This is a genomic window from Ottowia sp., assembly GCF_047975795.1.
GTDB lineage: Bacteria > Pseudomonadota > Gammaproteobacteria > Burkholderiales > Burkholderiaceae_C > Ottowia.
Window position 1 is genome coordinate 25,963 of record NZ_JBKEEE010000088.1, and the last position, 26,632, is coordinate 52,594.

The 26,632-nt window shown below is 62.6% G+C and carries 25 protein-coding genes and 1 tRNA gene; 16 read left to right on the top strand and 10 right to left on the bottom strand.

Annotated elements, in window-relative coordinates:
• Positions 1-8: 8 nt before the first annotated feature.
• Positions 9-1,187: a hypothetical protein gene (locus ACK5NW_RS13550; protein WP_416928929.1), complete on the bottom strand. Its 1,179-nt coding sequence runs from the start codon at positions 1,185-1,187 to the stop codon at positions 9-11.
• Between the two features lie 199 nt (positions 1,188-1,386).
• On the opposite strand from ACK5NW_RS13550, the gene ACK5NW_RS13555 reads away from it, so the two are divergent.
• Together ACK5NW_RS13555 and ACK5NW_RS13560 are read left to right on the top strand one after the other, a co-directional pair.
• Positions 1,387-2,418 carry an LLM class flavin-dependent oxidoreductase gene (locus tag ACK5NW_RS13555; protein WP_416928931.1) on the top strand — a complete coding sequence of 344 codons (1,032 nt, stop codon included), beginning with the start codon at positions 1,387-1,389 and terminating at the stop codon, positions 2,416-2,418.
• Entirely contained in the window at positions 2,415-2,738 is a 324-nt protein-coding gene (locus tag ACK5NW_RS13560; RefSeq protein ID WP_416928933.1) for a hypothetical protein, read from the top strand. The genes ACK5NW_RS13555 and ACK5NW_RS13560 overlap by 4 nt, the downstream gene beginning before the upstream one ends.
• Positions 2,739-2,807: 69 nt before the next feature.
• Here ACK5NW_RS13560 and ACK5NW_RS13565 read toward each other — a convergent pair whose 3' ends face one another.
• The gene (locus ACK5NW_RS13565; RefSeq protein WP_416928935.1) at positions 2,808-3,728 is read right to left on the bottom strand and encodes an MBL fold metallo-hydrolase; all 921 of its coding nucleotides are present in this window, start codon (positions 3,726-3,728) and stop codon (positions 2,808-2,810) included.
• Between the two features lie 93 nt (positions 3,729-3,821).
• Between ACK5NW_RS13565 and gmk the strand changes: the two genes are divergently transcribed.
• The 3 genes from gmk (at position 3,822) to ACK5NW_RS13580 (ending at position 7,016) form a co-directional block, all read left to right on the top strand.
• Positions 3,822-4,442 carry a guanylate kinase gene (gene gmk / locus ACK5NW_RS13570; protein WP_416928937.1) on the top strand — a complete coding sequence of 207 codons (621 nt, stop codon included), beginning with the start codon at positions 3,822-3,824 and terminating at the stop codon, positions 4,440-4,442.
• Positions 4,443-4,462: 20 nt separating this feature from the next.
• Positions 4,463-4,663, top strand: coding sequence for a DNA-directed RNA polymerase subunit omega (gene rpoZ / locus ACK5NW_RS13575; protein WP_416928939.1), 201 nt, complete (start codon positions 4,463-4,465; stop codon positions 4,661-4,663).
• Positions 4,664-4,781: 118 nt separating this feature from the next.
• Positions 4,782-7,016 (top strand): RelA/SpoT family protein, encoded by a 2,235-nt coding sequence (locus ACK5NW_RS13580; RefSeq protein ID WP_416928941.1) that lies wholly within the window; start codon positions 4,782-4,784, stop codon positions 7,014-7,016.
• An 80-nt stretch (positions 7,017-7,096) separates the two neighbouring features.
• On the opposite strand, the gene ACK5NW_RS13585 is transcribed toward ACK5NW_RS13580, so the two are convergent.
• Entirely contained in the window at positions 7,097-7,867 is a 771-nt protein-coding gene (locus tag ACK5NW_RS13585; RefSeq protein WP_416928944.1) for an SDR family oxidoreductase, read from the bottom strand.
• Positions 7,868-7,924: 57 nt separating this feature from the next.
• Entirely contained in the window at positions 7,925-9,163 is a 1,239-nt protein-coding gene (prpF, locus tag ACK5NW_RS13590; protein ID WP_416928946.1) for a 2-methylaconitate cis-trans isomerase PrpF, read from the bottom strand.
• 375 nt (positions 9,164-9,538) lie between these two features.
• On the opposite strand from prpF, the gene ACK5NW_RS13595 reads away from it, so the two are divergent.
• Genes ACK5NW_RS13595 through ACK5NW_RS13605 form a run of 3 tightly spaced genes read left to right on the top strand, consistent with a single transcriptional unit; the run spans position 9,539 to position 12,486 of the window.
• A complete protein-coding gene (locus tag ACK5NW_RS13595; protein WP_416929041.1) occupies positions 9,539-10,480 on the top strand; it encodes a Bug family tripartite tricarboxylate transporter substrate binding protein in 942 nt (313 codons plus the stop codon).
• Positions 10,481-10,525: 45 nt separating this feature from the next.
• Positions 10,526-10,972, top strand: coding sequence for a tripartite tricarboxylate transporter TctB family protein (locus ACK5NW_RS13600; protein ID WP_416928948.1), 447 nt, complete (start codon positions 10,526-10,528; stop codon positions 10,970-10,972).
• A complete protein-coding gene (locus tag ACK5NW_RS13605; RefSeq protein WP_416928950.1) occupies positions 10,972-12,486 on the top strand; it encodes a tripartite tricarboxylate transporter permease in 1,515 nt (504 codons plus the stop codon). Before ACK5NW_RS13600 ends, ACK5NW_RS13605 begins: the two co-directional genes overlap by 1 nt.
• 81 nt (positions 12,487-12,567) lie before the next feature.
• On the opposite strand, the gene rnr is transcribed toward ACK5NW_RS13605, so the two are convergent.
• A complete protein-coding gene (gene rnr / locus ACK5NW_RS13610; protein WP_416928952.1) occupies positions 12,568-14,868 on the bottom strand; it encodes a ribonuclease R in 2,301 nt (766 codons plus the stop codon).
• 52 nt (positions 14,869-14,920) lie between these two features.
• Here rnr and ACK5NW_RS13615 point away from each other — a divergent pair.
• Positions 14,921-15,005, top strand: a tRNA-Leu gene (locus ACK5NW_RS13615).
• Positions 15,006-15,139: 134 nt separating this feature from the next.
• On the opposite strand, the gene rimO is transcribed toward ACK5NW_RS13615, so the two are convergent.
• Complete coding sequence (gene rimO, locus ACK5NW_RS13620; RefSeq protein WP_416928954.1) at positions 15,140-16,573, bottom strand: 30S ribosomal protein S12 methylthiotransferase RimO; 1,434 nt, start codon at positions 16,571-16,573, stop codon at positions 15,140-15,142.
• Positions 16,574-16,662: 89 nt separating this feature from the next.
• Positions 16,663-17,241 carry a polyhydroxyalkanoate synthesis repressor PhaR gene (phaR, locus tag ACK5NW_RS13625; protein WP_416928956.1) on the bottom strand — a complete coding sequence of 193 codons (579 nt, stop codon included), beginning with the start codon at positions 17,239-17,241 and terminating at the stop codon, positions 16,663-16,665.
• A 234-nt stretch (positions 17,242-17,475) separates the two neighbouring features.
• Between phaR and ACK5NW_RS13630 the strand changes: the two genes are divergently transcribed.
• The 6 genes from ACK5NW_RS13630 (at position 17,476) to ACK5NW_RS13655 (ending at position 22,023) form a co-directional block, all read left to right on the top strand.
• Positions 17,476-17,826: a thioredoxin family protein gene (locus ACK5NW_RS13630; protein WP_416928958.1), complete on the top strand. Its 351-nt coding sequence runs from the start codon at positions 17,476-17,478 to the stop codon at positions 17,824-17,826.
• Between the two features lie 99 nt (positions 17,827-17,925).
• The gene (gene ybiB, locus ACK5NW_RS13635) at positions 17,926-18,888 is read left to right on the top strand and encodes a DNA-binding protein YbiB (protein WP_416928960.1); all 963 of its coding nucleotides are present in this window, start codon (positions 17,926-17,928) and stop codon (positions 18,886-18,888) included.
• Positions 18,885-19,694 carry a uroporphyrinogen-III C-methyltransferase gene (gene cobA / locus ACK5NW_RS13640; protein ID WP_416928962.1) on the top strand — a complete coding sequence of 270 codons (810 nt, stop codon included), beginning with the start codon at positions 18,885-18,887 and terminating at the stop codon, positions 19,692-19,694. Before ybiB ends, cobA begins: the two co-directional genes overlap by 4 nt.
• 105 nt (positions 19,695-19,799) lie before the next feature.
• Positions 19,800-21,077 carry an NAD(P)/FAD-dependent oxidoreductase gene (locus tag ACK5NW_RS13645; protein ID WP_416928965.1) on the top strand — a complete coding sequence of 426 codons (1,278 nt, stop codon included), beginning with the start codon at positions 19,800-19,802 and terminating at the stop codon, positions 21,075-21,077.
• A 187-nt stretch (positions 21,078-21,264) separates the two neighbouring features.
• Positions 21,265-21,477 (top strand): 30S ribosomal protein S21, encoded by a 213-nt coding sequence (rpsU, locus tag ACK5NW_RS13650; protein ID WP_416928967.1) that lies wholly within the window; start codon positions 21,265-21,267, stop codon positions 21,475-21,477.
• A gap of 84 nt (positions 21,478-21,561) precedes the next feature.
• Positions 21,562-22,023, top strand: coding sequence for a GatB/YqeY domain-containing protein (locus tag ACK5NW_RS13655; protein ID WP_416928969.1), 462 nt, complete (start codon positions 21,562-21,564; stop codon positions 22,021-22,023).
• 13 nt (positions 22,024-22,036) lie between these two features.
• Here the strand turns inward: ACK5NW_RS13655 and ACK5NW_RS13660 are convergent, their stop codons facing one another.
• The 3 genes from ACK5NW_RS13660 to ACK5NW_RS13670 all read right to left on the bottom strand — a co-directional run bounded on the left by ACK5NW_RS13660 (position 22,037) and on the right by ACK5NW_RS13670 (position 25,407).
• Positions 22,037-22,360: a hypothetical protein gene (locus ACK5NW_RS13660; RefSeq protein ID WP_416928971.1), complete on the bottom strand. Its 324-nt coding sequence runs from the start codon at positions 22,358-22,360 to the stop codon at positions 22,037-22,039.
• A gap of 157 nt (positions 22,361-22,517) precedes the next feature.
• A complete protein-coding gene (locus tag ACK5NW_RS13665) occupies positions 22,518-23,930 on the bottom strand; it encodes a GTPase/DUF3482 domain-containing protein (protein WP_416928973.1) in 1,413 nt (470 codons plus the stop codon).
• Positions 23,923-25,407, bottom strand: coding sequence for a DUF2868 domain-containing protein (locus tag ACK5NW_RS13670; protein WP_416928975.1), 1,485 nt, complete (start codon positions 25,405-25,407; stop codon positions 23,923-23,925). The genes ACK5NW_RS13665 and ACK5NW_RS13670 overlap by 8 nt, the downstream gene beginning before the upstream one ends.
• Before the next feature lie 375 nt (positions 25,408-25,782).
• On the opposite strand from ACK5NW_RS13670, the gene ACK5NW_RS13675 reads away from it, so the two are divergent.
• Entirely contained in the window at positions 25,783-26,595 is an 813-nt protein-coding gene (locus tag ACK5NW_RS13675; protein WP_416928977.1) for a formate/nitrite transporter family protein, read from the top strand.
• Positions 26,596-26,632 lie beyond the last annotated feature (37 nt).

Consider the following 26,632-nt stretch of genomic DNA (forward strand, 5'->3'; position numbering starts at 1 on the left):
AAACACGCCTAGGCGGCCAAACTGGCCTTGAAGATCTGCCCGTGGCTGGCAATGTAGACCTCGTGGCCCAGCCCACCGGCGATGGCATCCACCTTGCCCAAACCGGCCGGCAGCGCACCGGGCTGGGTCACCTCGGTGGCGGGCAGGCCGCCCCTGACGCCCACCGCCAACTCAAAAGTCCCGGCCGCAGTCAGACGCCAGACGTTGAAGCCCGCCACCCCGAGGACCGCGCCGTACACACCGTCCAGGCCGTCCATGACCCACCGATCGTCCAGCGCCAGCAGGGACCCGCCGACCGCCAGCGGCCACGCCAGCCCGGACTGAAAATCAACCAGCTTGCGGGTGTCGTCTGACCACACCCAGCCCATGACCCGCCGCGCCGGGTCGTTCCACAACGTGCCCTGGAGCGCGGTGGTGGTCACACGGCCTTGCATCGACACGGTGCGTACATTGTTGGCGTCGTTGACGTACAGCAAACCATCACGGCCCAGCACCACGCCGGGGTGAAGCCTATGGAACACCGCTGCATCACCCACGCCATCAACCGCCGTGCCTTCGCCACGGTAGGCGCGCGCTTCGCCCGCCAAACGGGTGGCCTGGCCTTGTGCATCCACACGCCAGACGCCCGGCGCGCGGCCGTCGGGATACACCGGGGTGATAAAAATGCCCCCCGAGTGATAGCCTTGGGTCACCAGCACCTCGCCCGCATCCGTCACTGCCAGCCCGGTGACTGCCAGACCGGCGGGGATGGCCCATTCACGCAGCAAGCGTACCTGCCCATCGGCTTGCAGCACGCGCAGGCGGCAAATCGACAGGTTCTGGCAATCGTGGCCGTCCGAGGGCTGGTCGACCAGATACAAACGCCCATCGGGGGCCACGGTCATGGCCTCGATGGTGCCCAGCTGGACCGTATCCACCGTGCCATCCACGCCGCCACAAGGGTCAGACCAGGCCTGCCACGGTGCACCCGCCACCCAAGTCAATTCGCCCTGCAACGACCCCGGCGCGGGCAGATCGAGTCCAAACGGGTTCGGCTCAACCGCTGGCGCTGGGGTTGGGGCTGGGCTGGGCACCGACGCCGGGGGCGCGGTCGAATCACCGCCGTCACCCCCATCACCCCCGCAGCCGGACAGCCAGCGCCCATGCAGCCAGCGGCCAACCACTGCAAATGGCGGCGTCGGCCTCATTCATCGATTTTCTGGGGGGAGGTGGAGATAAGGTAGACATACAAACACGCCTGACAGGAGCGAGTTGACAGCGATCATGGTAGCGGACGAACGTGTTCACCCACCCACGTCCGCTTCAGCCCGGTGCAGCGGCCACCTGAAAGCCCACGTCCTCGTGCCCGTTGTGGCAGGGTCTTGGCAACACGGCCACAATATCGCCATGAACACCCCCCTGAAAGACATCGCCTTTTCCATGCTGGACCTGGTGCCCGTGCGCGAAGGCGGCACGGTGGCCGAGGCGCTGTCGACCTCGCTGACGACGGCGCGCCATGTCGAACAACTGGGCTTTACCCGCTACTGGCTGGCCGAGCACCACAACATGAGCGGCATCGCCTCGTCGGCCACCGCCGTGCTGGTGGGCCACATCGCGGGGGGCACCCAGCGCATGCGCGTCGGCTCGGGCGGGGTGATGCTGCCCAACCACGCCCCGCTGGTGGTGGCCGAGGCCTTTGGCACGCTGGCCGAGCTGTACCCCGGCCGCATCGACCTGGGGCTGGGCCGCGCGCCCGGCACCGACCCGATGACCATGCGTGCGCTGCGCCGCGACCGCCCCGAAACCGTAGAAGACTTTCCGCGCGACGTGACCGAGTTGCAACGCCTGCTGGGCGATGCCCAATCAGAACAAAAACTGATCGCCAACCCCGGGGCGGGCACGCAGGTACCTATCTGGCTACTCGGCTCCAGCCTGTTTTCGGCCCAACTGGCGGCCGAGCGCGGCCTGCCTTACGCCTTTGCCTCGCACTTTGCACCCGCCATGCTGATGCAAGCGATCGAGGTGTACCGGCGCGGCTTCAAGCCCTCAGCCCAATGCGCCAAGCCTTACGTGATGATCGGCGTGCCCGTGGTGGCCGCGCCCACCGATGACGAAGCGCAGTGGCTCGCCAGCAGCGTGGGGCAGCGCGTGCTGGGTATTTTGCGCGGGCAGCGCGGCAAGCTGCCACCGCCCAAAGCGGATTTTTGGCAACAACTGCAGCCGCAAGAGCAGGCGGCGATTCAGGATTTTTTGGCCTGCGCCGTGATCGGCAGCCCCAGCACTGTGCGCGCCGGGCTGGAGCGCCTGGCCGAGCTGACCGACTGCGACGAGATGATGTTCACCTGCGACATCTTCGACCCTGCGCTGCGCCTGCACTCGCTGGACATGGTGGCTGAACTTCGGCGCAATGGCGCTCAAACCACAGCGCCCCAGGCATGAGCTGCCGACACCACCGAACAAACCCTGCATGGTCCCGCACCGCTGCGGCAGCATTGGTGCTGGCCAGTACCGCCACTTTGTCGTCGTGCGCGGTGGTGACCACCACTGCCGCCGTCGCGGGCACGGCAGTGTCAGTCACCAGCAGTGTGGTGGTGACTGGCGCGCAACTCACCGGTCAAGCGGTGGGTTGGGGCATCAGCGCGCTGGCCGCATCGCCCGAACCGGATGACAGCGCCATCGTGGTGCGCGAGCGCATCGACCCCGCGCCACCATCGACACCTTCCGCGTCCAGCACCTCAGCCAGTGGCACCATGCAGTGATCGCCTTGGTGTCCAGCACCAAAAGTCCATTGGGCTTGTGATTTCTTAGCCAGCCAACTTCCATCGCACTCAAGCCAACACCCAAGCCCCATCCGGCTGCTGGGCCACCACGGCTTGCGCCTGCAACAGCGTCAGGTGCTGCGCAATACTGCGGCGCTCGGCAGCGCCTACATACGGTAAATCCAAGCCTGCCGGATACAGCAAGCGACGCGTCACCAGCGCATCCAGCGCATGCGGGCCTTCACGCAGGTAGCCCAGCAGTTTGTCGTTGCGCTCGTCAATGCGCGCCGCAAAACGCGTCAGCGCTTGCACAAACGCCGCGCGATCCGTCAGCACGCCCCGGTGATGCGATGTCACCCACACGCGCGCTTCAATGTCTTTCACCCGCTGCAAGCTGCGCTGAAAATCGGCCAGACTGGACGTGGCATCGCCGTAATACGGGCCAAAACCCGTCAAGTCAATATCACCGATGAAAGCCACACCCGTGCTTTCTTCCACCAGCGCGCAGTGGCCTGCGGTGTGGCCTGGCAAATGGTGGGCACGCACCCGCACGCCACCACCCAATTCCCACAACGCACCATCGTGGTAGGCCGTGGCATCGGGGCGCGGGGCGTAGTCAAAATCGCGCTTGATCATGGCCTTGACTGCCGTCAGCACGTTCGGCGCATAACCATAATGGCGCGCCAGCCCGTCCCACGATTGCGCAGCGGCCAAATCGGCTGCATGCACTTGCACTTGCACTTGCGCCGCGGGCAAGCGGCCCAGCGCGACCATATGGTCTTCATGCACATGACCCAGCAGTACCATGTCTACCCCATCCAGATCAGCACCAATGTGTCGCGCCACCTGCGGTGTATCAAACGCCACGCGTGTGTCGCCCCCTTGCACGATGACCTGATTGCCATCAGGGTACTTGCCTGACTGGTTGCCCAGATAAACACGCACTGGGCCAAAACACAAAGGTTCCGCAAGAAAAGTGGTGGCTGTCATTCGGCAGATTGTGCGGCCCTGCATGCCACGCGCCAGTCAAACGCCGGACACGGGTCGATAAAATTAGGGGCTGCCTTTTTTTGTGACACTTTTATGGACTACCCCGGAAACCTGTTCGTCGTGGCCGCCCCCAGCGGGGCGGGCAAATCCAGCCTGGTCAAGGCGCTGATGGAGGTTGACGCGGGCGTGCGTCCTTGCATCTCGCACACCACGCGCGCACCGCGTGGACAAGAACTGGATGGGCGCGAATACCACTTCGTCAGTGACCAGGTGTTCGACGCCATGGCGGCCAACGGCGACTTTGTGGAATGGGCCAACGTGCACGGTAAGCGCTACGGCACCTCGCGCCAGACGATTGAGCAGCGCATGGCCGCAGGCCACGACGTGGTGCTGGAGATCGATTGGCAGGGCGCACTACAAATCCGCCTGCGCTTTGCCCGCGCCATTTTGATTTTCGTGCTGCCACCCAGTTGGGACGAATTGCGCGCGCGTTTGACGCGCCGTGGCGAAGACAGCGTCGACGTGATTGAGCTTCGCTTGGCCAATGCCCGCGAGGAATTGGCTCAGGCGAAACACTTTGACTACGTTATAATTAATGAAGTTTTTGAGCGCGCATTATTTGATTTAAAAGCCATCGTGCACGCCCAGCGCCTGAAGTATTCGGCTCAGGCGCGCGCGCGTACCGACACCTTCCGGGCGCTCAATATTCTTTAACCCATCCTTCCTTGATCTTCATGGCCCGCATCACTGTCGAAGACTGCCTTGAGCAAATTCCCAACCGTTTTCAACTCGTGCTGGCAGCCACCTACCGCGCCCGCATGCTGAATCAGGGGCACACGCCCAAGATTGAAACCCGTAACCGCCCTGGCGTGACCGCCCTGCGCGAAATTGCTGCGGGCAAGGTGGGCTTGGAGATGCTGAAGAAAGTGTCTTGAGCACCCAAGGTGATTGGTATTCACCACCCCCTGAAAAAGCGCCCTGCAGGGCGCTTTTTTGCTTCATGTTTGCTGCATTTGCACAAAATGGGCCTGGCGCGGTTAAATTAGCACTCTCATGAGTTCGGTTACACCCACCGTCGACCCGCCTGTGGCCGCCGCCAATGCTGCGGCCGCCAGCTTTGCCGCGCTGGAAGCCAAACTTGACTATCTGGACGCAGCCGACGTCGAACTCATCCGCCAGGCCTACCGTTTTGCCGACACCGCGCATCTGGGCCAGATGCGCCGCAATGGCGAGCCTTACATTACCCATCCCATTGCCGTGGCCGCCCTGTGTGCCGAGTGGAAGTTGGACGCTCCCGCCCTGATGGCCGCGCTGCTGCACGACACGCTGGAAGACTGCGGCGTTTCTAAAGACGACCTGCTGGAGCAATTTGGCCCGCAGGTGGCCGAATTGGTAGACGGGCTGACGAAGCTCGACAAATTGCAGTTTTCCACCCGCGAGGAAGGCCAGGCCGAGTCGTTCCGCAAAATGCTGCTGGCGATGGCGCGCGATGTGCGCGTGATCCTCATCAAGCTGGCTGACCGCAGCCACAACATGCGCACCATGGGCGATATGCCACGCAGCAAGTGGGGCCGCATCAGCACGGAAACGCTGGAGATTTACGCCCCCATCGCACACCGTCTGGGTCTGAACCAGACTTATCGCGAGCTGCAAGACCTGGCCTTTCGCCATTTGAAGCCTTGGCGTTACGCCATTCTGGCCAAAGCCATCAATCGCGCCCGCCAGCGGCGGCGCGATTTGATCCAGACCGTGCAGCAACAGGTGCAGGCCGTGCTGTCAGACGCCGGTTTGCAGGCGCGCACCATCGGGCGCGAAAAAACGCTGTACTCTATTTACTGCAAGATGGACGACAAGCGCCTGTCGTTTGCGCAGGTCAACGATTTGTACGGTGTGCGCGTGATCGTGCCCAACACCACCAGTTGCTACACCGCGCTGGGCCTGCTGCACCAGCTCTACAAACCCGTGCCGGGGCGTTTTAAAGACTACATCGCCATCCCAAAACTGAATGGCTACCAGTCACTGCATACCACGTTGGTTGGCCCGGCCAACGTGAACATCGAATTCCAGATTCGCACCGAATCCATGGACCTGGTGGCCGAAGCGGGTGTGGCCGCACACTGGCTTTACAAGGTCAACAAAGGCGACGGCTTGGCCGATGCCGATCTGGACACACAGTGGCTACAGTCACTGCTTGACATTCAGCACGAAACACGCGACGCCGCCGAGTTCTGGGAACACATTCGCGTCGATCTGGCACCCGACGCCGTGTACGTGTTCACGCCCAAAGGCCAGATCATGGCCATGCCCCAAGGGGCTACCACAGTCGATTTTGCCTACGCCATCCACAGCAACGTGGGCGACCATACGGTGTCGGCCAAAGTCAATGGCGAGCAAGTGCCGCTGCGCACCGAACTGCACAACGGCGACGTCATTGAGATCATCACCGCCCCGGTATCCAGCCCCAACCCCGCTTGGCTCGGGTTTGTGCGCACCGGGCGAGCGCGCTCCAAAATTCGCCATCATCTGAAAAGTTTGGCGCAGGATGAGTCGCGCACACTGGGCGAGAAGCTGCTGGCGCAGGCGCTGCGCGCCGAAGGCATGAACCAGTCGCTAGCCCCCGACGCCATGGACACGCCGCTGTGGGAAAAGCTGCTGCACTTCACCGGCAACCGCACGCGCGAGGAAATGCTGACCGACATTGGCCTGGGCAAACGCAGCGCCAACATGGTGGCCAAACGCCTGGTCACCATGCTGACTGCCCAAGGCGTGCGGCCCGATGCACTGATGCTCACCCGCGAACGCTACACCGCACACGAAAACCTGTCGCAAGGTGCCGTCATCCTGGACGGCGCGCCCAACGTCTCGATCAAATTCGCCACCTGCTGCCGCCCCATTCCCGGCGATGGCGTGGTCGGTTATCTGGGCCGCGGCGAAGGGCTGGTGGTGCACGTGGACGAATGCGCCGTGGCGCGCCGCCTGCAACACAAGGATGCCGAACGCTTTATCACCGTGTCCTGGGCCGACGAGCCGTTGCGCAGCTTTGAGGCGGGCATCCTGGTCACTGTGGTCAACGGCAAAGGCGTGCTGGCGCGCGTGACATCGGCATTGGCATCATCAGAAACCGACATCGTGCACATCGGTATGGCCGAAGAATCGGCGCAAGAAGCGCTGGATTTGCGCTTTGTCATCACCGTGCGTGACCGCACCCACCTGGACGCCGTGCTGCGCGGCTTGATGCGCACGCAATCGGTGCTGCGTGCATCACGCATCCTGCCCACACCAAGCTGATACGGCTTATTTGTTCAGGCTTTTCAGCCTTTATCGCAAGCATGGAAAGCGCAAGTAGCTATTAAAAAAATAGCAAAATTTCATCCCCGCCCGACAAAAGGCATCTTGGTGGCCATCACAGTGTGGAACAGCACGTTGGCCTCGGGCGGCAGATTCGCCATATACAGCACTGAGCGGCCCACGTGGGCGACGTCCATCATGGCTTCGGCGGCGATGGTGCCATTGGCTTGCGGCACGCCCTTGGCCATGCGCGCGGCCAGCTCGGTCACGGCGTTGCCAATGTCGATCTGGCCCACGGCAATGTCGTAGGCACGCCCTTCCAGTGCCGCAGTCTTGGTCAGGCCGGTGACGGCATGTTTGGTGGCCGTGTAGGCCACCGAATACGGTCTGGGCGCATAGGCCGAGATAGAGCCGTTGTTGATGATGCGCCCGCCCTGCGGCGACTGCGCCTTCATTACCCTGAAGGCCGCTTGCAGGCAATAAAACATGCCGTTCAGGTTGACGTTGACCACATCCAGCCACTGATCGGGCGTCATGTCTTCAATAGGCACCGCCAGGCTGCGCCCGGCATTGTTGAACAGCAGATCAACGCGGCCAAATTGCTGCACCGTCTGCTCAAACAGGGCTGCAACAGCCGCCGGATCGGTCACGTCGGTGGGTGCGGCCAGCACGCGCGCACCAGCGCCGCTGGTGTGCGCCACGTCGTCCAGCAGTTCAGCCCGTCTGCCGGCCAGCACCACCTGCCAGCCGTCGGCCAACAAAGCCAGCGCCGCCGCACGGCCAATGCCCGAGCCAGCGCCGGTCACGATGGCCGTGCGTGAAGGTACGCGTGAAGGTGTGTCAGAGGTCATCGCTGTTTTCTCCTGTGGCAGATTATTTCTGTGGCGGGTTGTTTCTGTGACAATGGTTCAAAGGGCTTGTGGTACCCAGATCTGGCCCGTCATCAAACGCCGTGCACTGCGGCTGACGCTGACGCGGCGAATATGCCATGCGCCAGCTTCATCGCATTCAGCCTGCGCCTGAGTCTCCACACGACCTGATGCATGGCCCATGCGCAGCCTTGCATGGGCAGACGGACGCGCCATCATGTGGTCTTGCAGCACCGTACCCGGCAAGGCCGCCGCAGATGCCAGAGCAATCGCCCCCGTGCCCGGTATGGCGTGGTGAAACACCCCCATTGACAGCATGCGCACCAGCACGTCGATGCTGCTCGCCGCCACTTGCACGCCATCGCTGGCGGTGTAGGTGGCAGGCGGTGCCACCAGCGCCAGCTTGGGCGTGGCGGGGCGATCGCGCGTGGCCTCTTCAGCGGTGCGTGCCAGGCCCATCGCCACGGCGGCTTGCGCACGCACGGCCTCGCAACGTGCCAGCAAGTCGGGGCGGGTGTTCAGGTCATGCGGCAACTCGGTGCCCGCCAAGCCCAACACTGCCGCGCTGACCACGACGGTTAGGTTGCCTGCGCTGATTAAAGTGGCCGCCACCTCACCCACGTCCGGTACGCGCAGCACATCGCGCACCCGACTCGTCGGCAGCAACGGCAAGCCTTCGCCGCCCGCTGGATCCAGAAAATCCAGCCGTATTTCAGCCGCCGGATTCGACACGCCATCCAGCCAAAAGTCGCCCAGCTCTTGCACCTGCCCGCGCGCCATGGGCACGTGGGCCACGATGCGCTGGCGCAGGTTGGCTTGCCAGATGCGCACCACGGCCAGACCGTCAGCGGGCGCGCCATCGACCAAACCGGCGTGCAGCGCAAACGGCCCCACAGCCGCAGCCAGATTGCCGCACGAGCCTGACCAGTCGATCATCGGCTGCCCAACGGCCACCTGCCCAAACAGGTAATCCACATCGCAGCCCGGCTGCGCGCTGCGCGAGACGACAACCACCTTGCTGGTGCTGGACGTTGCGCCGCCCAGCCCATCGATTTGCTTGCCGTAAGGGTCGGGGCTGCCGATGGCACGCAACAGCACAGCATCACGCTGCACCTGATCAGTCGGCAAGTCTTGCTGCACAAAGAACACGCCTTTGCTGGTGCCGCCACGCATGTACGACGCTGCCACCGGGCGTTGCCGCATTGGCAGTGCATCAGCGGCTGGCATTACGCGGCTCCAGCCCGTGTTCTTGCGCTTGGTCAGTCCAAGCGATTTCAACACTCTCCATACTTTCAATATGACTCATGGGTGTCTGTATCGCAATACGGTTCTATGTTTAGCGCTATGGTTTTCAGATCATTCCAACGAGCTGAAAACCGGATCTGTAGGCACGGCATCTTCAATTTTTCTTCGGCCACTTGCACAGCGGCCACCACGCACCAGCGCCCTTCATCAGGGGCTTTATACCTGCTGCCTTGCCATGTCTCTTGCCATATGTTTAAGCGGCAATTCAACGACGCATGGCACGCCCACGACACCTTACGTTAGCCAGTCGCGGTATATTGCGTGCATATCAACAAGGAGACTTCAGTATGACAACAAGGAGACTTCAGTATGAGGTTCAAGCTTTCTCTCGCCGCTTTCACTCTGGCCATGACATCGGGCATCGCCCAGGCCGGGCCACTGGACAAAACCGAATGCATTGCACCAGCCAAACCCGGTGGGGGTTTTGACCTGACTTGCAAGCTGGCCCAAACCGGGCTGCTCAATGGCAAGTTCATCAGTGACCCGATGCGCGTGACCTACATGCCGGGCGGCATTGGTGCTGTGGCCTACAACACCGTGGTGGCCCAGCGCCCTGCTGAAAACAACACCATCGTGGCGTTCTCGGGCGGCTCGCTGCTCAATCTGGCGCAAGGCAAGTTTGGCCGCTACAAGGAAACCGATGTCCGCTGGGTGGCGGGCGTGGGCACCGATTACGGCGCAGTCATCGTGGCGGAAAAATCGCCCATCAAATCGCTCCAGGATCTGGTGGCCGCCATCAAGGCCGATCCGACCAAGGTGGTGTTTGGCGCAGGCGGCACCGTCGGCAGCCAGGACTGGATGAAGGCCGCGCTGACAGCCAAGGCCGCTGGCCTTGACCCCAGAAAAATGCGCTTCGTGGCGTTTGAAGGCGGTGGCGAAGCCAGCACCGCACTGCAAGGCGGCCACGTGCAGGTGTATTCGGGCGATGCGTCTGAGGCCGAAGAGCAGATCAAAGCCGGTGCCAAAATTCGCGTGATTGCCGTGCTGGCCGACAAACGCCTGAAAGGCAAGATGGCCGACGTGCCCACCGCCAAAGAGCAAGGCATGGATGTCGAATGGCCCATCATCCGCGGCTTTTATGTCGGCCCCAAAGTCAGCGACGCCGATTACAAAGTGTGGGTCGACACTTTCAACAAGATGATGGCCACGCCAGAATTTGCCAAGCTGCGTGCCGAGCGCGGGTTATTCCCGTTCAGCATGACCGGGGCTGAATTGGACGCCTACATCAAGCAGCGCGTGGGTGTTTACCGCAAGGTGGCGGGCGATCTGGGCTTGAACGTCACCAAGTAAGGCCGTACCGGTTTTTTTCCTCCCCCCACTCGTGAGGCACTTCTTATGAGCGACCGCATTCTTGGTGTGGCGTGTGTGGCGATAGGCGCAGCCATGGCTTATTTCGCCCAAGGTTACGCCGCAGAAATATCCTACGAACCCGTCGGCCCACGCGCTTTCCCCCTGCTGCTGGGTGGGCTGCTGGCCGCTGGCGGCTTGTGGCTGGCCATTCAACCCAGCTTCAAGGACAACTGGCTCAAGCAAGTGCCTTTGGTGCCCCTGTCGCTTTCGGTGGTGGCCGTATTTGCCTATGCCTTTTTGTTCGAGACGCTCGGCTTTACCATCGCCACCGCCTTGATGGCCCTGCCCGTAGGCATGGCCTTTGGCGGTAGCTGGAAGCAGGCGCTGGCCGGTGGCCTGGGCCTGGGGCTGGTGCTGTATCTGCTGTTCGACAAACTGCTGGACGTGGTGCTGCCCACCGGTCTGCTGTCGTTCGTGTTTGGAGGCCGCTGATGGGAGACACACTTCAACACCTGATGGCGGGCTTTTCAGTCGCCGCCATGCCCAGCAACCTGATGGTGGCCGCCATCGGTGCGCTGGTGGGCACCATCGTGGGGATGTTGCCCGGCCTGGGGCCGATCAACGGCGTGGCCATCCTGATGCCGCTGGCTTTTGCGCTGAAGCTGCCGCCAGAAACCGCGCTGATTCTGCTGGCCTCGGTCTACATGGGGTGCGAGTTTGGCGGTCGTATCTCGTCCATTTTGCTGAACGTGCCAGGCGACGCCGGGGCCATCATGACGGCCATGGACGGCTTTCCGCTGGCCAAACAAGGGCTGGCGGGCGTGGCCTTGTCGCTGTCAGCCTGGGCCTCGTTTGCGGGTTCGTTGGTGGCCACCATCGGCATCGTTTTATTTGCACCGCTGCTGGCGCAATGGGCCTTGGCATTTGGGCCTGCCGAATATTTTGCGCTGATGTGCTTTGCCTTTGCCTGTATCACCGGGCTGATGGGCGACGCGCCGCTGAAGGCCGCGCTGGCTGCGGTGATGGGCTTGTCTTTGTCTACCGTCGGGCTGGATTCCAATTCGGGCGTTTACCGCTTCACGGGGGGCGATGTGCACCTGTCGGACGGTATTCAGTTCATTGTGGTGGTGATTGGCGTGTTCTCGATCAGCGAGATTTTGCTGATGCTGGAGCAGCATTTGCAAAGCAACGGCATCATGAAAGTGACCGGCCGCACCCTGTTCACGCTGAAGGAAATGGCCCACACGTGGTGGACCACCGTGCGTTCAGCCGTCGTTGGCTTTGTGGTCGGCGTGCTGCCTGGTGCGGGTGCCACCATTGCCAGCGCCATGACCTACTCGATGGAAAAGCGTCTGGCAGGCTCCAGCGGCAAGTTTGGCGAGGGCGACATTCGTGGCCTGGCTGCACCAGAAGCGGCCAACAACGCCTCGGCCGCCGGATCGTTCGTGCCCATGCTGACGCTGGGCGTGCCCGGCTCGGGCACCACGGCAGTGATGGTGGGCGCGCTGGCGCTGTACAACATCACGCCCGGCCCGGCACTGTTTGAGCAGAACCCGGATCTGGTCTGGGGCCTGATCGCCTCGCTGTTCGTGGCCAACGTGATGCTGCTGTTCATCAACATCCCGCTGGTGGGCGTGTTTGCCCGACTGTTGCAAACACCCAACTGGATACTGGTGCCGGGCATTTTGGCAGTGAGCGCGGTGGGCGTGTATTCCGTACACGCCACCACGTTCGACTTGATGCTGATGTCGGTGTTTGGCGTACTGGCTTACCTGCTGCGCAAGCAAGGCGTGCCCATGGCACCACTGATCCTGGGCTTTGTACTGGGCGACATGATGGAGCAAAACCTGCGTCGCGCCTTGTCGATGACCAACGGCGAAGTGGGCATCCTGCTGGAAAGCACCATCAGCAAAGGCTTGTGGACAGCAGCCGTGGTGATGGTGGTCGTACCGCCACTGCTGCGCTGGCGTGCGCGGCACAGCGCCAAAGAGGTTGCCGCCAGTTGATTGACCTCTGCACATGAAAAAGGCCGACGAGTGTCGGCCTTTTTCATGCCTTGGCGCTTTGCACACACTGCGAATGCCTAGTTATTTCCGACGGGATTTTTTGGACTTGCTCACGCGTCCTTTCGTTTCGACTCTGGCGTCAGGTTTGGTGTCAGGTTTGGCGTCTGATTTGCGTGACTCGTCGTGCCCTGTCTTTGCGCGTGATCGTGTTGATGATGTCGTCAAGCGCGTGCTGGTGCCTGCTTGCACAGGGCTTGTGCTCGCCTTGGATTTGCGCCGACGCGATGGATCGCTGCTTGCCGCAGCAATGCCTTTGCTGCGCAATACCTGCAAACTTTCATCGCCAACCAGCCGAAAGTCGATCTTGCGCCCATCCAGATCAACCCGGCTGACCTGCACCTGAACCCGGGTGCCGATGGCGTATCGGATACCGGTGCGCTCGCCGCGCAACTCTTGCCGCACCTCGTCAAAGCGAAAATATTCTCCGCCCAGTTCGGTGATGTGCACCAAACCTTCGACGTGCAGTTCGTCCAGGGTGACGAACAGGCCGAAGCTGGTGGCCGCGCTCACAGTGCCCGCATATTCCTCGCCCAGGTGCTCTTTCATGTACTTGCACTTGAGCCAGGCCTCGACATCGCGGCTGGCCTCGTCGGCACGGCGTTCGTTGGCGCTGCAATGCAGACCAGCGGCTTCCCATGCCTGCATCTCGGGCGGGCGGCGGGCGGTGGGCAAATCAGGGCTTCGCCCACGTGCAGCGCTGTTCTTGTGCAGTCTGGTTTTGAGCTTTTCGTGCGCCTCGCCGGGCGTGGGCAGCGCGGGCAACTGGTATCTGCGCTTTTGCAAAATGGCCTTGATGACACGGTGCACCAGCAGATCGGGGTAACGCCGGATCGGACTGGTGAAGTGCGTGTAGGCGTCGTAGGCCAGGCCAAAGTGACCGCTGTTGATGGGGGTGTAGATGGCCTGGCTCATGGAGCGCAGCAGCATCATGTGGATCTGCTCGGCATCCGGGCGGTCTTTCGTGGCCTCGGCGATGCGCTGAAACTCAGCCGGCTCGGGCGTTTCGCTGATGCTCAGACCCAGCCCCAGCGCCTTGAGGTAGGCGCGCAGCGTGTCTTGCTTTTCGGGCGTGGGGCCTTCGTGCACGCGGTACAGCCCGGGCTGCTTGCCCTGCTGCAAAAAGTCGGCACTGCACACGTTGGCGGCCAGCATGCATTCTTCGATCAGGCGGTGCGCGTCGTTGCGGGTGCGCGGCACGATCTTCTCGATGCGCCCAAACTCGTCGCAGACGATTTGCGTCTCGGTGGTGTCGAAATCGACCGCGCCGCGCACGCTGCGGCTTTTCAGCAGCGCGCGGTAGACGTCGTGCAGGTGGATCAGATCGGCCACACGCTCTTGGCGCCGCACCGCCTCGGCCCCGCGCGTGTTGGCCAATATCGCCGCCACCTCGGTGTACGTGAAGCGGGCGTGGCTGTGCATCACCGCCGGATAGAACTGGTAGGCCACCACCTCGCCCTTGGCCGACACCAGCATGTCGCACACCATGCAGAGGCGATCCACATCGGGGTTCAAAGAGCACAGGCCGTTGCTCAGCTTCTCCGGCAGCATGGGGATCACGCGGCGCGGAAAGTACACGCTGGTGGCACGGTCAACCGCATCCACGTCAATCGGGCTGCCGGTCTGCACGTAGTGGCTGACGTCGGCAATCGCCACCAGCAGGCGCCAGCCGTTGGGCTTTTTGCCGCGACCACTGACCACGGTCGGCTCGCAGTACACCGCATCGTCAAAGTCGCGCGCGTCTTCGCCGTCGATGGTGACCATAGGCACGTCGCGCAGGTCGATGCGGCCCTTCAAGTCGTCCGGCCGCACCGCATCGGGCAGCGCACGCGCCTCGCCGATGGCAGCCTCGGAAAATTCATGCGGCACGCCGTACTTGCGCACCGCGATCTCAATTTCCATACCAGGATCGTCGATCTCGCCCAACACCTCCTTCACGCGGCCCACCGGCTGGCCATAGAGCGCCGGCAGCTCGGTCAGCTCGACCACCACCACCTGGCCCGGCTTGGCAACGCCGATGGCGGCTTTAGGAACCAGCACATCCTGACCGTAGCGCTTGTCTTCGGGGGCCACCAGCCAGACACCGCCTTCATTGAGCAGGCGTCCGATGATGGGATGCGACGGACGTTCAACGATTTCCAGCACGCGCCCTTCTGGACGGCCGCGCCGGTCCTGGCGCACCACGCGCACCTTGACCCGGTCACGATGCAGCACGGCACGCATTTCGTTGGGCGGCAAATAAATGTCGGCTTCACCGTCGTCGCGAATCACAAAACCGTGACCGTCACGATGGCCTTGCACCGTACCTTCAATTTCGTCCGGCAACTTGCCGGAAAAGTCTGATTTTTTGATATAGAATCCTTGTCTTTCCTGAGATGCCCAGGTGGCGGAATTGGTAGACGCACTAGTTTCAGGTACTAGCGCCGAGAGGCGTGGAGGTTCGAGTCCTCTCTTGGGCACCAACTATATTCTGCGAAAGTCCAACATCAACGGACTTTCCATTTTGCAAAGCCACCTTCGGGTGGTTTTTTTTATTGCTTGCGCCCAGGTTGGGCTAAGGCATGAGTTGCTGCGCATTGGTTGGTTCTGATTAGCATCAGATCGGCACCGCCACGAGGTCGTGCCCTTGCGTGCCGACAATGCGTGCGCGGGTAAATTCACCCACTGTCAGCCGCTTGCTGATTTTTTCGGGCGGCAGCAGGTGGACAGTACCATCGATCTCGGGGGCATCGGCATAGCTGCGGGCGACGCCACCGCGTCGGCCCTGCGCCGGGGCAGAGTCGACCAGCACCTGCATGGTGGCCCCCACTCGTTGGCGCAGCTTGGCCGTAGAGACTTCTTCCGCCACAGCCATGAAACGCGCGCGGCGCTCTTCGCGCAGTTCAGGAGCCAGCATGCCGGGCAAGCCATTGGCAGCAGCCCCTTCCACGGGCGAATAAGCAAAGCAGCCCGCACGGTCAATCTGCGCTTCACGCAGAAATTCCAGCAGGTGCTCAAACTGTTCTTCCGTCTCACCCGGAAAACCCGCGATGAAGGTGGAGCGAATCACCAACTCGGGGCACATCTCGCGCCAGCGCGCAATGCGCTCCAGGTTCTTTTCACCACTGGCCGGACGCTTCATGTGGCGCAGCACGTCGGGGTGGCTGTGCTGAAACGGCACGTCCAGATACGGCAGCACTTGGCCCGAGGCCATCAGCGGGATGATCTCGTCCACATGGGGGTACGGATAGACGTAATGCAGGCGCACCCAGGCACCGTGCGGCTCAGCCAGCGCGGCCAGTTGCTGCACCAGATCAAGCAGGCGGGTCTTGACTGGGCGGCCGTCCCAAAAACCCATGCGGTATTTCACGTCCACGCCATAGGCCGAAGTGTCCTGGCTGATCACCAAAAGCTCTTTCACCCCACCTTCGAACAGCGCGCGTGCTTCTTTCAGCACGTCGCCCACCGGGCGGCTGACCAGGTCACCGCGCATTGACGGGATGATGCAAAAAGTGCAGCGGTGGTTGCAGCCCTCGCTGATCTTCAGATAGGCGTAGTGCCGTGGCGTGAGTTTCAGGCCGGCTTCGCCAAACGCGCCCGGCACCAGGTCCAGAAACGGGTCATGCGGTTTGGGCAAATGCTGGTGTACCGCGTCCATCACTTCCTGCGTGGCGTGCGGCCCGGTCACGGCCAGCACCGACGGGTGCAGATGCTTGACCATGTTGTCAGGCTCACTTTGGTTGCTATCGCCTGATTTATCTTTGTCTTTAGCTATTGTTTTCGCACCAAGGCAGCCAGTCACGATGACTTTGCCATTGGCCGACAGCGCTTCGCCAATGGTGTCCAGACTTTCCTTGACGGCCTCGTCAATAAAGCCGCAGGTGTTGACGATGACCAGATCCGCACCCTCGAACGTCTTGCTGGTCTGGTAGCCCTCGGCGGACAGTTGCGTGAGGATCAGCTCCGAATCGGTCAGCGCCTTGGGGCAGCCGAGCGAGACCATGCCGATGCGCGGGGGCTGTTCTGCCACGGGGGCGAGATTTTCTTCCATAAAAAGTGTGGTGTGTGATCGCAAACTGTGCCGCCCAAAGACGGTGCGTGGCGGCTGATAACTGCGAAAAGCGTGCCGCGCAGGGCTGTTTAAGGCTTGTTGCGCTTGATGCCCAGCGCGCCCCAGACCTGCTCGGTCTGCTTGGTCATTTGCTCTTGCATTTGCAAGAACAGGTTTTTGTTCTGCTCCAGATAATTGCCCATCATGCCTTGCATCAATGGCGACTGCATGCGCATGAACTGCGTCCACAACTCAGGCGACAGCCCGCGCGATTGCTCGGCCATCTTGGCCTGGATTTCCATGAACGCTTGGACGTTTTTTTCCAGATACGAACCCATGAAGCCCTGCATGGCATGGCCATAAAAACGGATGATGTTGGCCAGCACGCTTTCCGTGAACATCGGCTGGCCCCCCGCCTCTTCTTCCAAAATGATTTGCAGCAAGATACTGCGCGTCAAATCTTCGCCACTTTTGGCATCGCGCACCACAAACGGGGTGTGCTCCATCACCAGTTGCCGCACCTGCGCCAGCGTCACGTAGGCTGAGCTTTCAGTGTCGTACAGACGGCGGTTGGGATATTTTTTGATGACCCGCGCCGCGCTGTCTGAGGAGCGATCTTGATGAGCAGCGGTCTTGCCGCTCGCAGCAGGCTTTTTGGGACGACTCATGCGCAATTCAACCGTGGGGTTCATGACGTGGGAATGCCCTGTATTGTAGTGTTTTGACCACTTTGGCCGCCAGACTGACAAACCCGCCCATTCGCCTGCCTGGCAAATTCTCCGGTGAAACAGTAAAACTTCAAGTCTCTTGGTATCCCAGCCGCTTCCAGCCAGCAAGAGTGACAATCAGGCACCTTGTCTCGGCAGCCCTCGCCACGGGTGTTACTGTTACATCATTTCACAATGCCCCCACCCGATCTTCCGTTTGCTTCATCGCCGCCATGGCGCAGCCTGATCGCTGACGCGCTGGCACAGCAGCCGCAAGCTGAGGTGGCGGTGCTGTGCCTGTGCGCCGACTGGTGTGGCACCTGCCGCGACTTTCAACCAGGTTTTGAACAAATCGCCGCCACGCTGCCCCACGCCGCGCTGCGCTGGGTGGACGTGGAGGACGAAGCCGATACGCTGGGCGATGTTGACGTGGAAACCTTTCCCACCCTGGTGATTGGCGGGCGCGATGGCGCGGTGCGCTTTGCCGGACCGGTGCTGCCGCAACCGGGGCAAATTTCCCGGCTGCTACAAAGCCTGGGATATTAGATGATCATCATGCAGGCATGCAGTTTGCATAGCCTTGAAAGGCTTCGTTCTTGACGCCAGTCAATTTCGTTTTGACCAGCTTTTGACCACAATCGATTCATGGCTATCAGCGCGTATTTGAAAGACATTGCCCGAGGCTCGGCCGGTGCGCGCCACCTGAGCCGCGCGCAGGCTGCGGACTTGCTGGGCCAGGTGCTGGACGGGGCCTGCACCGACCTGGAAATCGGTGCCTTTTGCATCGCCATGCGCGTCAAGGGCGAAACGCCGGACGAGCTGGCGGGCTTTCTGGACGCTCTGCACGTCCGCCTGCATCTGCTGCCGCGCAGCGACCGCCCCGTCGTGGTGCTGCCCAGCTACAACGGCGCGCGCAAACTGCCAGTGCTGACACCGCTGCTGGGCCTGATGCTGGCGCGCAAGGGCCTGCCCGTGCTGATCCACGGCAGCCCCACCGAAGACGGGCGCACCACCTCGCAGCAAGTGCTGGCGCAACTGGGTCTGCCTGTGCACTGCGCCGATGAACCCATTGCCAACAGCCCAATTGCCAACGGCCAATTGCACTTTGTGCCCACCGAAGCGCTGCACCCCGGCCTGCAACGCCTGCTGGCGGTGCGCTGCACCCTTGGCGTGCGCAACACGGCGCACAGCCTGGTCAAGCTGATGAACCCGGTGGACGGCCCGGCGCTGGTGATCGGCAGCTACACGCACCCCGAATACCTCGAATCCATGACCGCCACCTTCCAGCGCACCGGCGCGCGCGCACTGCTGCTGCGCGGCACCGAAGGCGAACCCGTGGCCGACCCCCGCCGCACGCCGCGCATGGACTTGTTCTTGCACGGCCAGGTCGAGTTGGTGCAGCCCGCCCAATCCGGCCCGCTGACCACCCTGCCTCATCTGCCTGGGCAGATTGGCGCTGAGGCCACTGCACGCTACATCCAAGCCGTGCTGGCCGGTGAATTGCCCGTCCCCGATTCGCTGCTGCTGCAAGCCGAACACATCCTGCGCGCCTGCAAGCTGATCGAGGCCGAGGGCGACACCTCTTCCTTAATGGCGCTGGCCCAATGAGCACGTCCCCAATGCGCACGTCATCTGCCACCTGCTGCGGACAAATCACCCTGGTGGGCGCTGGCCCGGGTGATCCGGATTTGCTCACCCTCAAAGCCGCCCGCGCCATCGCCGCTGCCAGCGTGATCTTGGTGGACGACTTGGTCAGCGAAGGCGTGCTGGCCCACGCCAGCCCAAAAGCACGCATCACCTACGTGGGCAAGCGCGGTGGCTGCAAAAGCACGCCGCAGCCTGAGATTGAACGCCTGATGCTGCAAGCCGTGCGCGCGGGTGAGAACGTGGTGCGCCTGAAAGGCGGCGATCCGTTCATTTTTGGTCGCGGCGGCGAAGAAGTGGAAAGCCTGCGCGCAGCGGGCATCGAGCCGCAGGTCATCAACGGCATCACCGCCGGGCTGGCCGGGTTGACCAGCTTAGGCGCACCGCTGACCCATCGCGACTATGCCCAGGGCGTGGTGTTCGTCACCGGCCATCCGCAAAAAAATGGCCCCGGCCTTGACTGGGTGCGCCTGGGCGAATCAGCGCGCGATCTGCACCTGACACTGGTGATTTACATGGGCATCAGCAGCGCCCCGCTGATCCAGGCCGGGCTGCTGATCACCCTGCCCGCCCACACCCCGGTGGCCGTGGTCGAGCGCGCCACCCAGTCCCAGCAGCGCCAGTGCATCACCACTTTGGGCGAACTGCTGGACAGCCTGCATGAGCAGCAACTGGGCAGCCCCGCCATCATGGTGGTGGGCGATGTGGTGCAGGGAGTGCGTGCAGCGCTACGGCAAGAGACGGCTGCCACCAACATGGCCACTGCCTGATCAAAGCGCCAAACAAGCGCTAAACACATCAAACACTGCGCGTCAAAACCAACTGCCCGCTGTCCAAGACAGGCACCGCATCGCCCCCACTACACTGCCCATCCCATGCAAAGCTTTGATGCCGTCATCATCGGCGCGGGTGCGGCGGGTCTGTTTTGCGCCGCGCAAGCGGGTCAGCGCGGCTTGCGGGTGCTGCTGATCGACCATGCCGGACGCGTGGCCGAAAAAGTGCGCATCTCGGGCGGTGGGCGCGCCAACTTCACCAATCGTGATCTCGACCCCGCCGCGCCACAGCGGCATTACCTGAGCAGCAACCCAAAATTCTGCCGCTCGGCGCTGGCGGGCTTTACACCCAGTGACTTCGTGGCGCTGCTCAACCGCCACGGCATTGCCTGGTATGAAAAACACAAAGGCCAATTGTTTTGCGACGACTCGGCCGAGCAATTGATCAACATGCTGCTGGCCGAATGCGCCGCAGCCCCCACCCACGGCGGCTTGGTCGAGCGCTGGCAACCATGCCGAGTGCAGCGGGTCAAATTTCAAGATCAATCAGCGCTAAATACCAGCCCACAAGGCGCTAGAAGCTATGTAATTTATAGTGATCAAGGGGTCATTCAAGCCCCTGCCCTGGTGGTTGCCACGGGCGGGCTGTCGATTCCCAAAATCGGTGCCAGCGACTGGGGGTTGCGTCTGGCGCGGCAGTTTGGCCTGAAAGTCACCGATACCCACCCCGGCCTCGTGCCACTGACGTTTGACGTGACGGCCTGGGCACCTTATGCCCAATTGGCTGGTCTGGCGCTGCCGGTGGAAATCAGCACCGGCGACAAAAAAAACCGCATGCAGTTTCACGAAGACCTGCTGTTCACCCACCGCGGCCTGTCCGGCCCGGCGGTGCTGCAAATTTCCAGCTATTGGCAGCCGGGCACGTCCATTGCCATCAACCTGATACCCGGCGTCGATGTGCACACCGAGTTGCAAGCGGCCAAAGCACGCTCGCGCAAGCTGATCGCCAATGAACTGGCCACCTGGCTGCCCGCCCGCCTGGCCAACGCCTGGGCGGGCCTGGACAGCACCTGGCAACGCCCCATCAACGAAGCCTCTGACAAGGCTTTGAGCAAGCTGGCCGAAGCGCTGCAACGCTGGCAGCTCACACCCACCGGCACCGAAGGCTATAAAAAAGCCGAAGTCACCGTGGGTGGCGTGGACACACGCGGCCTGTCGTCCCAAACCATGGAGGCGCTGGCGCAGCCTGGGCTGTACTTCATTGGCGAGGTGATCGATGTCACCGGCTGGCTGGGCGGCTACAACTTTCAGTGGGCCTGGGCCAGCGCCGCCGCCTGCGCCCAGGCGCTGGCAGAGCGCTCTCGGACATTGCGCACTTGACATTGCGCGTCGGATCAAACGTCTTATAATTGCGGGCTTTGCTGGCAAAAGCCCCGCTGGCCAATACTAGTTAATGTGCGGGGCATGACTAGCGGCGCATGGTGATTCACCTTATCCAAGCTGACAGCCGGGATTTGATCTACCCCGACCACAGCATCACCCGCTGGCCGCAATGACTGGAAATTGAATGACGACCATCCGTGTCAAAGAAAACGAGCCGTTCGACGTGGCCCTGCGCCGCTTCAAGCGCACCATTGAAAAACTGGGCCTGCTGACCGAGCTGCGCGCCCGCGAGTTTTACGAAAAACCCACCACCGAGCGCAAGCGCAAAAAAGCCGCTGCCGTCAAACGCCATTACAAGCGCGTGCGCAGCCAGCAATTGCCCAAGAAGCTGTACTGACCACTTAACCGTCAGCGCACTTCATACCAAAGCTCGCCGGGGACGCTCAGCGGGCTTTTTTCTTTCCTGCCAAGGATTTCAAAGATGAGCCTGAAAGACCAGATCACCGAAGACATGAAAACCGCCATGCGTGCCAAAGACATGGCACGCTTGGGCACCATCCGCCTGCTGCAAGCGGCCATGAAACAAAAAGAGGTGGATGAACGCGTGACCCTGGACGACGCGGCCATCGTCACCATCCTGGACAAGCTGATCAAGCAGCGCAAAGACAGCATCGAGGCGTTTGCCAAGGCGGACAGACAAGATCTGGTCGACAAAGAGCAGGCCGAAATGGCCGTGCTGCAAACCTATCTGCCCGCACGCCTGTCGGCAGATGAAATTGCCGCCGAGGTCAAGGCCATCGTGGCCGAACTGGAAGCAGAACTTGGCCGGACGGCTGGCCCTGGTGACATGGGCAAGGTGATGGGGGCTGTAAAAACCCGGCTGGCTGGCAAGGCCGAAATGGGCCAAGTGTCGGCTGCCGTCAAGGCAGCGCTGGCCAGTTAAAGCAGCGCGGCGCTTATTCGCGGTCGCGGCGCGCCCGGCGGCGGGATTGTTTGCCGCCTGCCTTGGCAGCGTAATTGCGGTTTTCAAGCTCGGTGTAGATGTCGATCCAGTCGCCGCAATCAGGATCGTCAATGCCAAAAATCAAGCGTGCGCCAGGGCCGTATTTGTAGGTAATGGTCTGATGCAACTGATAAGACAGATCGACCGGCGGATTGGGGCTTTCAGACAGCACCTGCCCTTTGGGGCCAACCACGGTGTAGCACGATGCCTGGGCGGCAGCGGCGGTCAGCATGGCGAAGGTCAAGGCGGCTGATTTAAAAACGGTTGATGGCTTCATAGCGCTTATTTTCTTTGATTTGACAAGACGTTAGGTTTTGAGTCTGCCGTTCTGGTTTCACTTGTCAAGCCTTGTCACATTCAAACCCCGATCTTTGCGGGCGTTTGCCACTGGGGGTGTCGCACATGGCCTACGGCCAGCGCCGCGTCGGGTGATTTCATGCTGAACCAAAGTACACGTTCAGCGCACTCAGCGCGCGGGCCAACTCGGTTTCCAACCGCTGGCGATCATCGTCCCGGGCGCTGCCACCGGGCTGCCCACGCTCCCACTCTGGATGGCCACGCGCCGAATCCAGCCCATCCACCAGACGGCGCAAGTCGCCATCAGTGGTGGCCTCGTCCGTCAGGTGCGTCCCCAGTTGCACTCTGCCCTGCGCCGCATGGCCGCGCTGATCCAGCGCGCGGACCAGCGCCAGCAAATGCTCGCCCAGCAGCACCAGCAGCGGGGCTTCGGCGGTCAGCTCCTGCACGCCGTTCAGGCGGTTTTCCAGCTTGCGCCACAGCGGTCGCCAGCCGCCCGAAGCCGCCCCGCCGATGGTGGCCCCCAGCGTGGCGGCCGCACCCAGCGACAGGCCCGCCAGCGCCACGTCGGCCACCGCACCAATGCCTGCGCCAATCATCGCGCCCAGGCCCAGGCGCTTGCCCGCTTCCAGCAGCAGCTCGGGGTTGAACAAATCGTCTTCCCAGCGGCCTGTCAACTCGGGAATGGCGGCCAGCTCAGCGTCATCTGGGCGGAAGGCGTACACGGACAGCAGGTCGTCCACCGCGCGGCGGGCGTGACGCCGCACGTCGTCCTGAAAAGCACGCACAAAGGCTTTTTGTTTCAGCTCGTCGGCAAATTCATCCGCAGGCAGCGCCCGCCGCATGGCGGCCACATCGATCAACGCCGACGCCACGGCGCGACAGGCGGCCAAACGACGCTCTTGCGCTTGCAGCGCCAGCGCATCCACGATGTCAGACAGTTGCTGGCGGCGGGCGGGCAGCAGCGTGGCCAGGTCGGCATACAACTGGCGTTCTGAGCCGTTGAAGGGGGCCACCACATCAAACTCCACCCGCGCGTGCAGGTTGCTTTCCAGCAGCGCCTGGTGCCAGTCATCGCGGCGGCTGACTGCATCGCGCACGAAGTTCAGCACCGGCATGATGGGCTTGGCGCACCAGGTCAGCGCTTCGATTTCGGCGCGAAATTTAGGCAACACCGGCTCGCGCGTGTCGATCACCAGCATGGCGGCGTCGGCCTGCTCCAGCAAGGCGCGCAGCACCTTGGCTTCTTGCTCGAAGCTGGCGCGCGCCTCAGGGCCTTGCAAAAACAGGCGCACCCGCGCGGGCCGGGAATCGGCTTGCAGCGTGCTCAGGTATTGCAGCAGCGCCACCGAATCTTCCAGGCCCGGTGTGTCGACAAAGCGCACCGCCACACGGCCATCCAGCCGTAAATCCACCGCTTCAGAATGCCGCGTGGTGCCGGGGCGGTCAGACACGTCACCAAAATCGACCCGCCGCGTCAGTGTTCGCAGCAGCGAAGTCTTGCCCGCGTTGGTGTGGCCGACGATGGCGATGCGCAGTGGTTCAGTCATGGCGCTCCGCCTTTCTCGCTATCCAGTTCATAGCTTCTTGCGCTTGATGGGCAAGCGTTAGCGCCTGAAAACCTTCTGAATTCAGCCAATCCTGCCAACGCTGCACGCCATGCTCATCCACCGGGCCTGTGCACAGCGACCACAAGGCGGTGCGCTGCGCCGGGCGCGCAGCCTCGCGCAAAAAGCGGGCCGTGCCGCGGTCAGGGCTGGTGGTGGCGTTGACCACCAGCAGCAGCGATTCAGGCCGGGCCGCAGCCAGTGCACTCAACACGCCCTCACGCTCGGCGCTACTGCCCGCGATGCGCTGGCACAGGCTGGCGGCCCCCACATCCAGGCCGGGCGGCGGCCAGGCGCTTTCGGGCGGCAACTCAAAGCCGATCACGGCCCATGACCCCGCCGCACCGGGTGCACCGGGCACAGTCGCTGGGCGCGACGGCACGGCGGCAGCATCCACCATGCCCTCGGGGTCGATCACCTGCGGCGGCGGCTCCAGTGCGTCCAGGCGCGCCAGATGGCGGTGCATGTAGGGGTCGGTCAAATCAACACGCGCCAGCCGCTGCACCCCCATGCGCCAGCGCGCCCCACTTAACGCGGCCAGCAGCGCGCGCGGCAACAGGCCCCACACCAGCACGCAGCCCATCAGCCACCAGGCCCAGGCGCTTTGACCCATGTCTTGGTTAACGCCATCAAATGGCATGGCGCTGATGGCCCCGCCCTGTGCCACCGAAGCGGCATCGGGCACTGGAAAACCCAGCAATGCGGGCAACGCGCCGGTGATGTGCACAAAGCGCTGAAAAAACGTGGCGCTGAGGATGGTGCTTTCCCAATTCAGCACATAGGCATGAAAGGCAAAGCCAAACGCCAGCGCCGCCAGCACCAGCGCAAAGGCCAGCGTCCAGATGCCGTGGCTGAGCGCGCCGGTCAGCCACCACCACAACCGCGCACGCTGCAACACCGCCGTGGCTGAACGCAGCAACAGCACCGCATGCGGACCACGATCGACCGGCCACCGCGCGGCCAACCCCAGCACCAGCCGCCCCAGCGACAAGCCGCGCATGCGAGCAGTGCGATCAAGCACACCCCACACCCCGCCCAGCAGCCACACCGCCAGCGTCAAAAAATGCAAACCCAGCAGGCCAACAAACGCCGCCACGGCGTTGATGCTGCGGTCTGGCCCCACCACCGCACGCGCGCTGCCCAAGGCCAGCAGCGCTATCAGCAGCGCCAGCGCCAGCAGTACCCAGACTGCGCCCGCACGCCAGCGCGCCAGCGCCTGCGGCAAACCCAGGCGCTCGCCCAGCAGCCAACTGCGTTCGGCCAACTGGGCCGCGCGCGTGGGATGGGTGTGAAAAGCCCGGCGCAGCTCAGCCGCGTCGTCCAGCGGCGCTTGCGATTCCAGCCGCTGAACCGCCTCGGCCACCACGGCAGCGGCCAGCACGGAGCGGCCAGACGTGGGTGCAGATGGGGCGGCAGGCATGAATCAGCGGTCAACAAACAAGGGCAGTGGCGGGGATTATCCCTGCGCGTTGCAGCCATCGCCGCAACCCGGTCACCCAGACTGCTGATTCGTGCTGCAACGCACAAATGGTGTGCACGGGCGTGCACGGAATTTGACCAGCACGCACGGCACTGGCAGGGCGGCCGCGTTTTGCACCGCACTGGTGCGTACATCAATGCGTGCATCAATGCGTGCATTGGACACAGTGGCACGCCAAGCGCCATGACACCACCCGCGCCAACCAGGCCCACACCCTTGGCACGCCTTGTGCTTCAACCCGTTCAGACCCGTCCATGCCCGGTGGATGGGGATGCCCCGCCAGTTCGCTGCACGCCTTCTCATCAGGAGTCCACCATGTCCTACCTTGTCCCCACCGAGTTCGTCACCAAGATGATCGACGCGGGTGAGTCGAAGATCTTCATGTCCACGCGCGATACCGTCATCCGCGCCTACATGGCCGGTGCCATTCTGGCGCTGGCAGCGGCCTTTGCCGTCACCGTCACGGCACAAACCGGCAACCCGCTGATTGGGGCCATCCTGTTCCCCGTGGGTTTTTGCATGCTCTACCTGCTGGGTTTTGACTTGCTGACTGGCGTGTTCACGCTGGCCCCGCTGGCCGTGCTGGACAAGCGCCCCGGCTGCACCTGGGGCGGCGTGCTGCGCAACTGGGGCTTGGTGTTCATGGGCAACTTTGCCGGTGCGCTGACGGTGGCCCTGTTCATGGCCATCATCTTCACCTACGGCTTCAGCGAAGCGCCCAATCTCGTGGGCCAGAAGATCGGACAGATTGGCGAAGGCCGCACCGTCGGCTACGAAGCGCATGGCGCAGCGGGCATGCTGACGCTGTTCATCCGCGGCGTGATGTGCAACTGGATGGTGTCCACCGGCGTGGTGGCGGCCATGATGTCCACCTCGGTTTCGGGCAAGGTGATTGGCATGTGGATGCCCATCATGGTGTTCTTCTACATGGGCTTTGAGCATTCGGTGGTGAACATGTTTTTGTTCCCCTCGGGCCTGATGCTGGGCGGCCAGTTCACCTTCATGGATTACCTGCTGTGGAACGAAATCCCCACCGTCATCGGCAATCTGGTGGGCGGACTGACGTTTGTGGGGCTGACGCTGTATTCCACCCACGTGCGCACCGCGCCCAAGCGCGCACCGGTTTGATCGACGCACCACGCACTCATAACGCACTGATAACGCA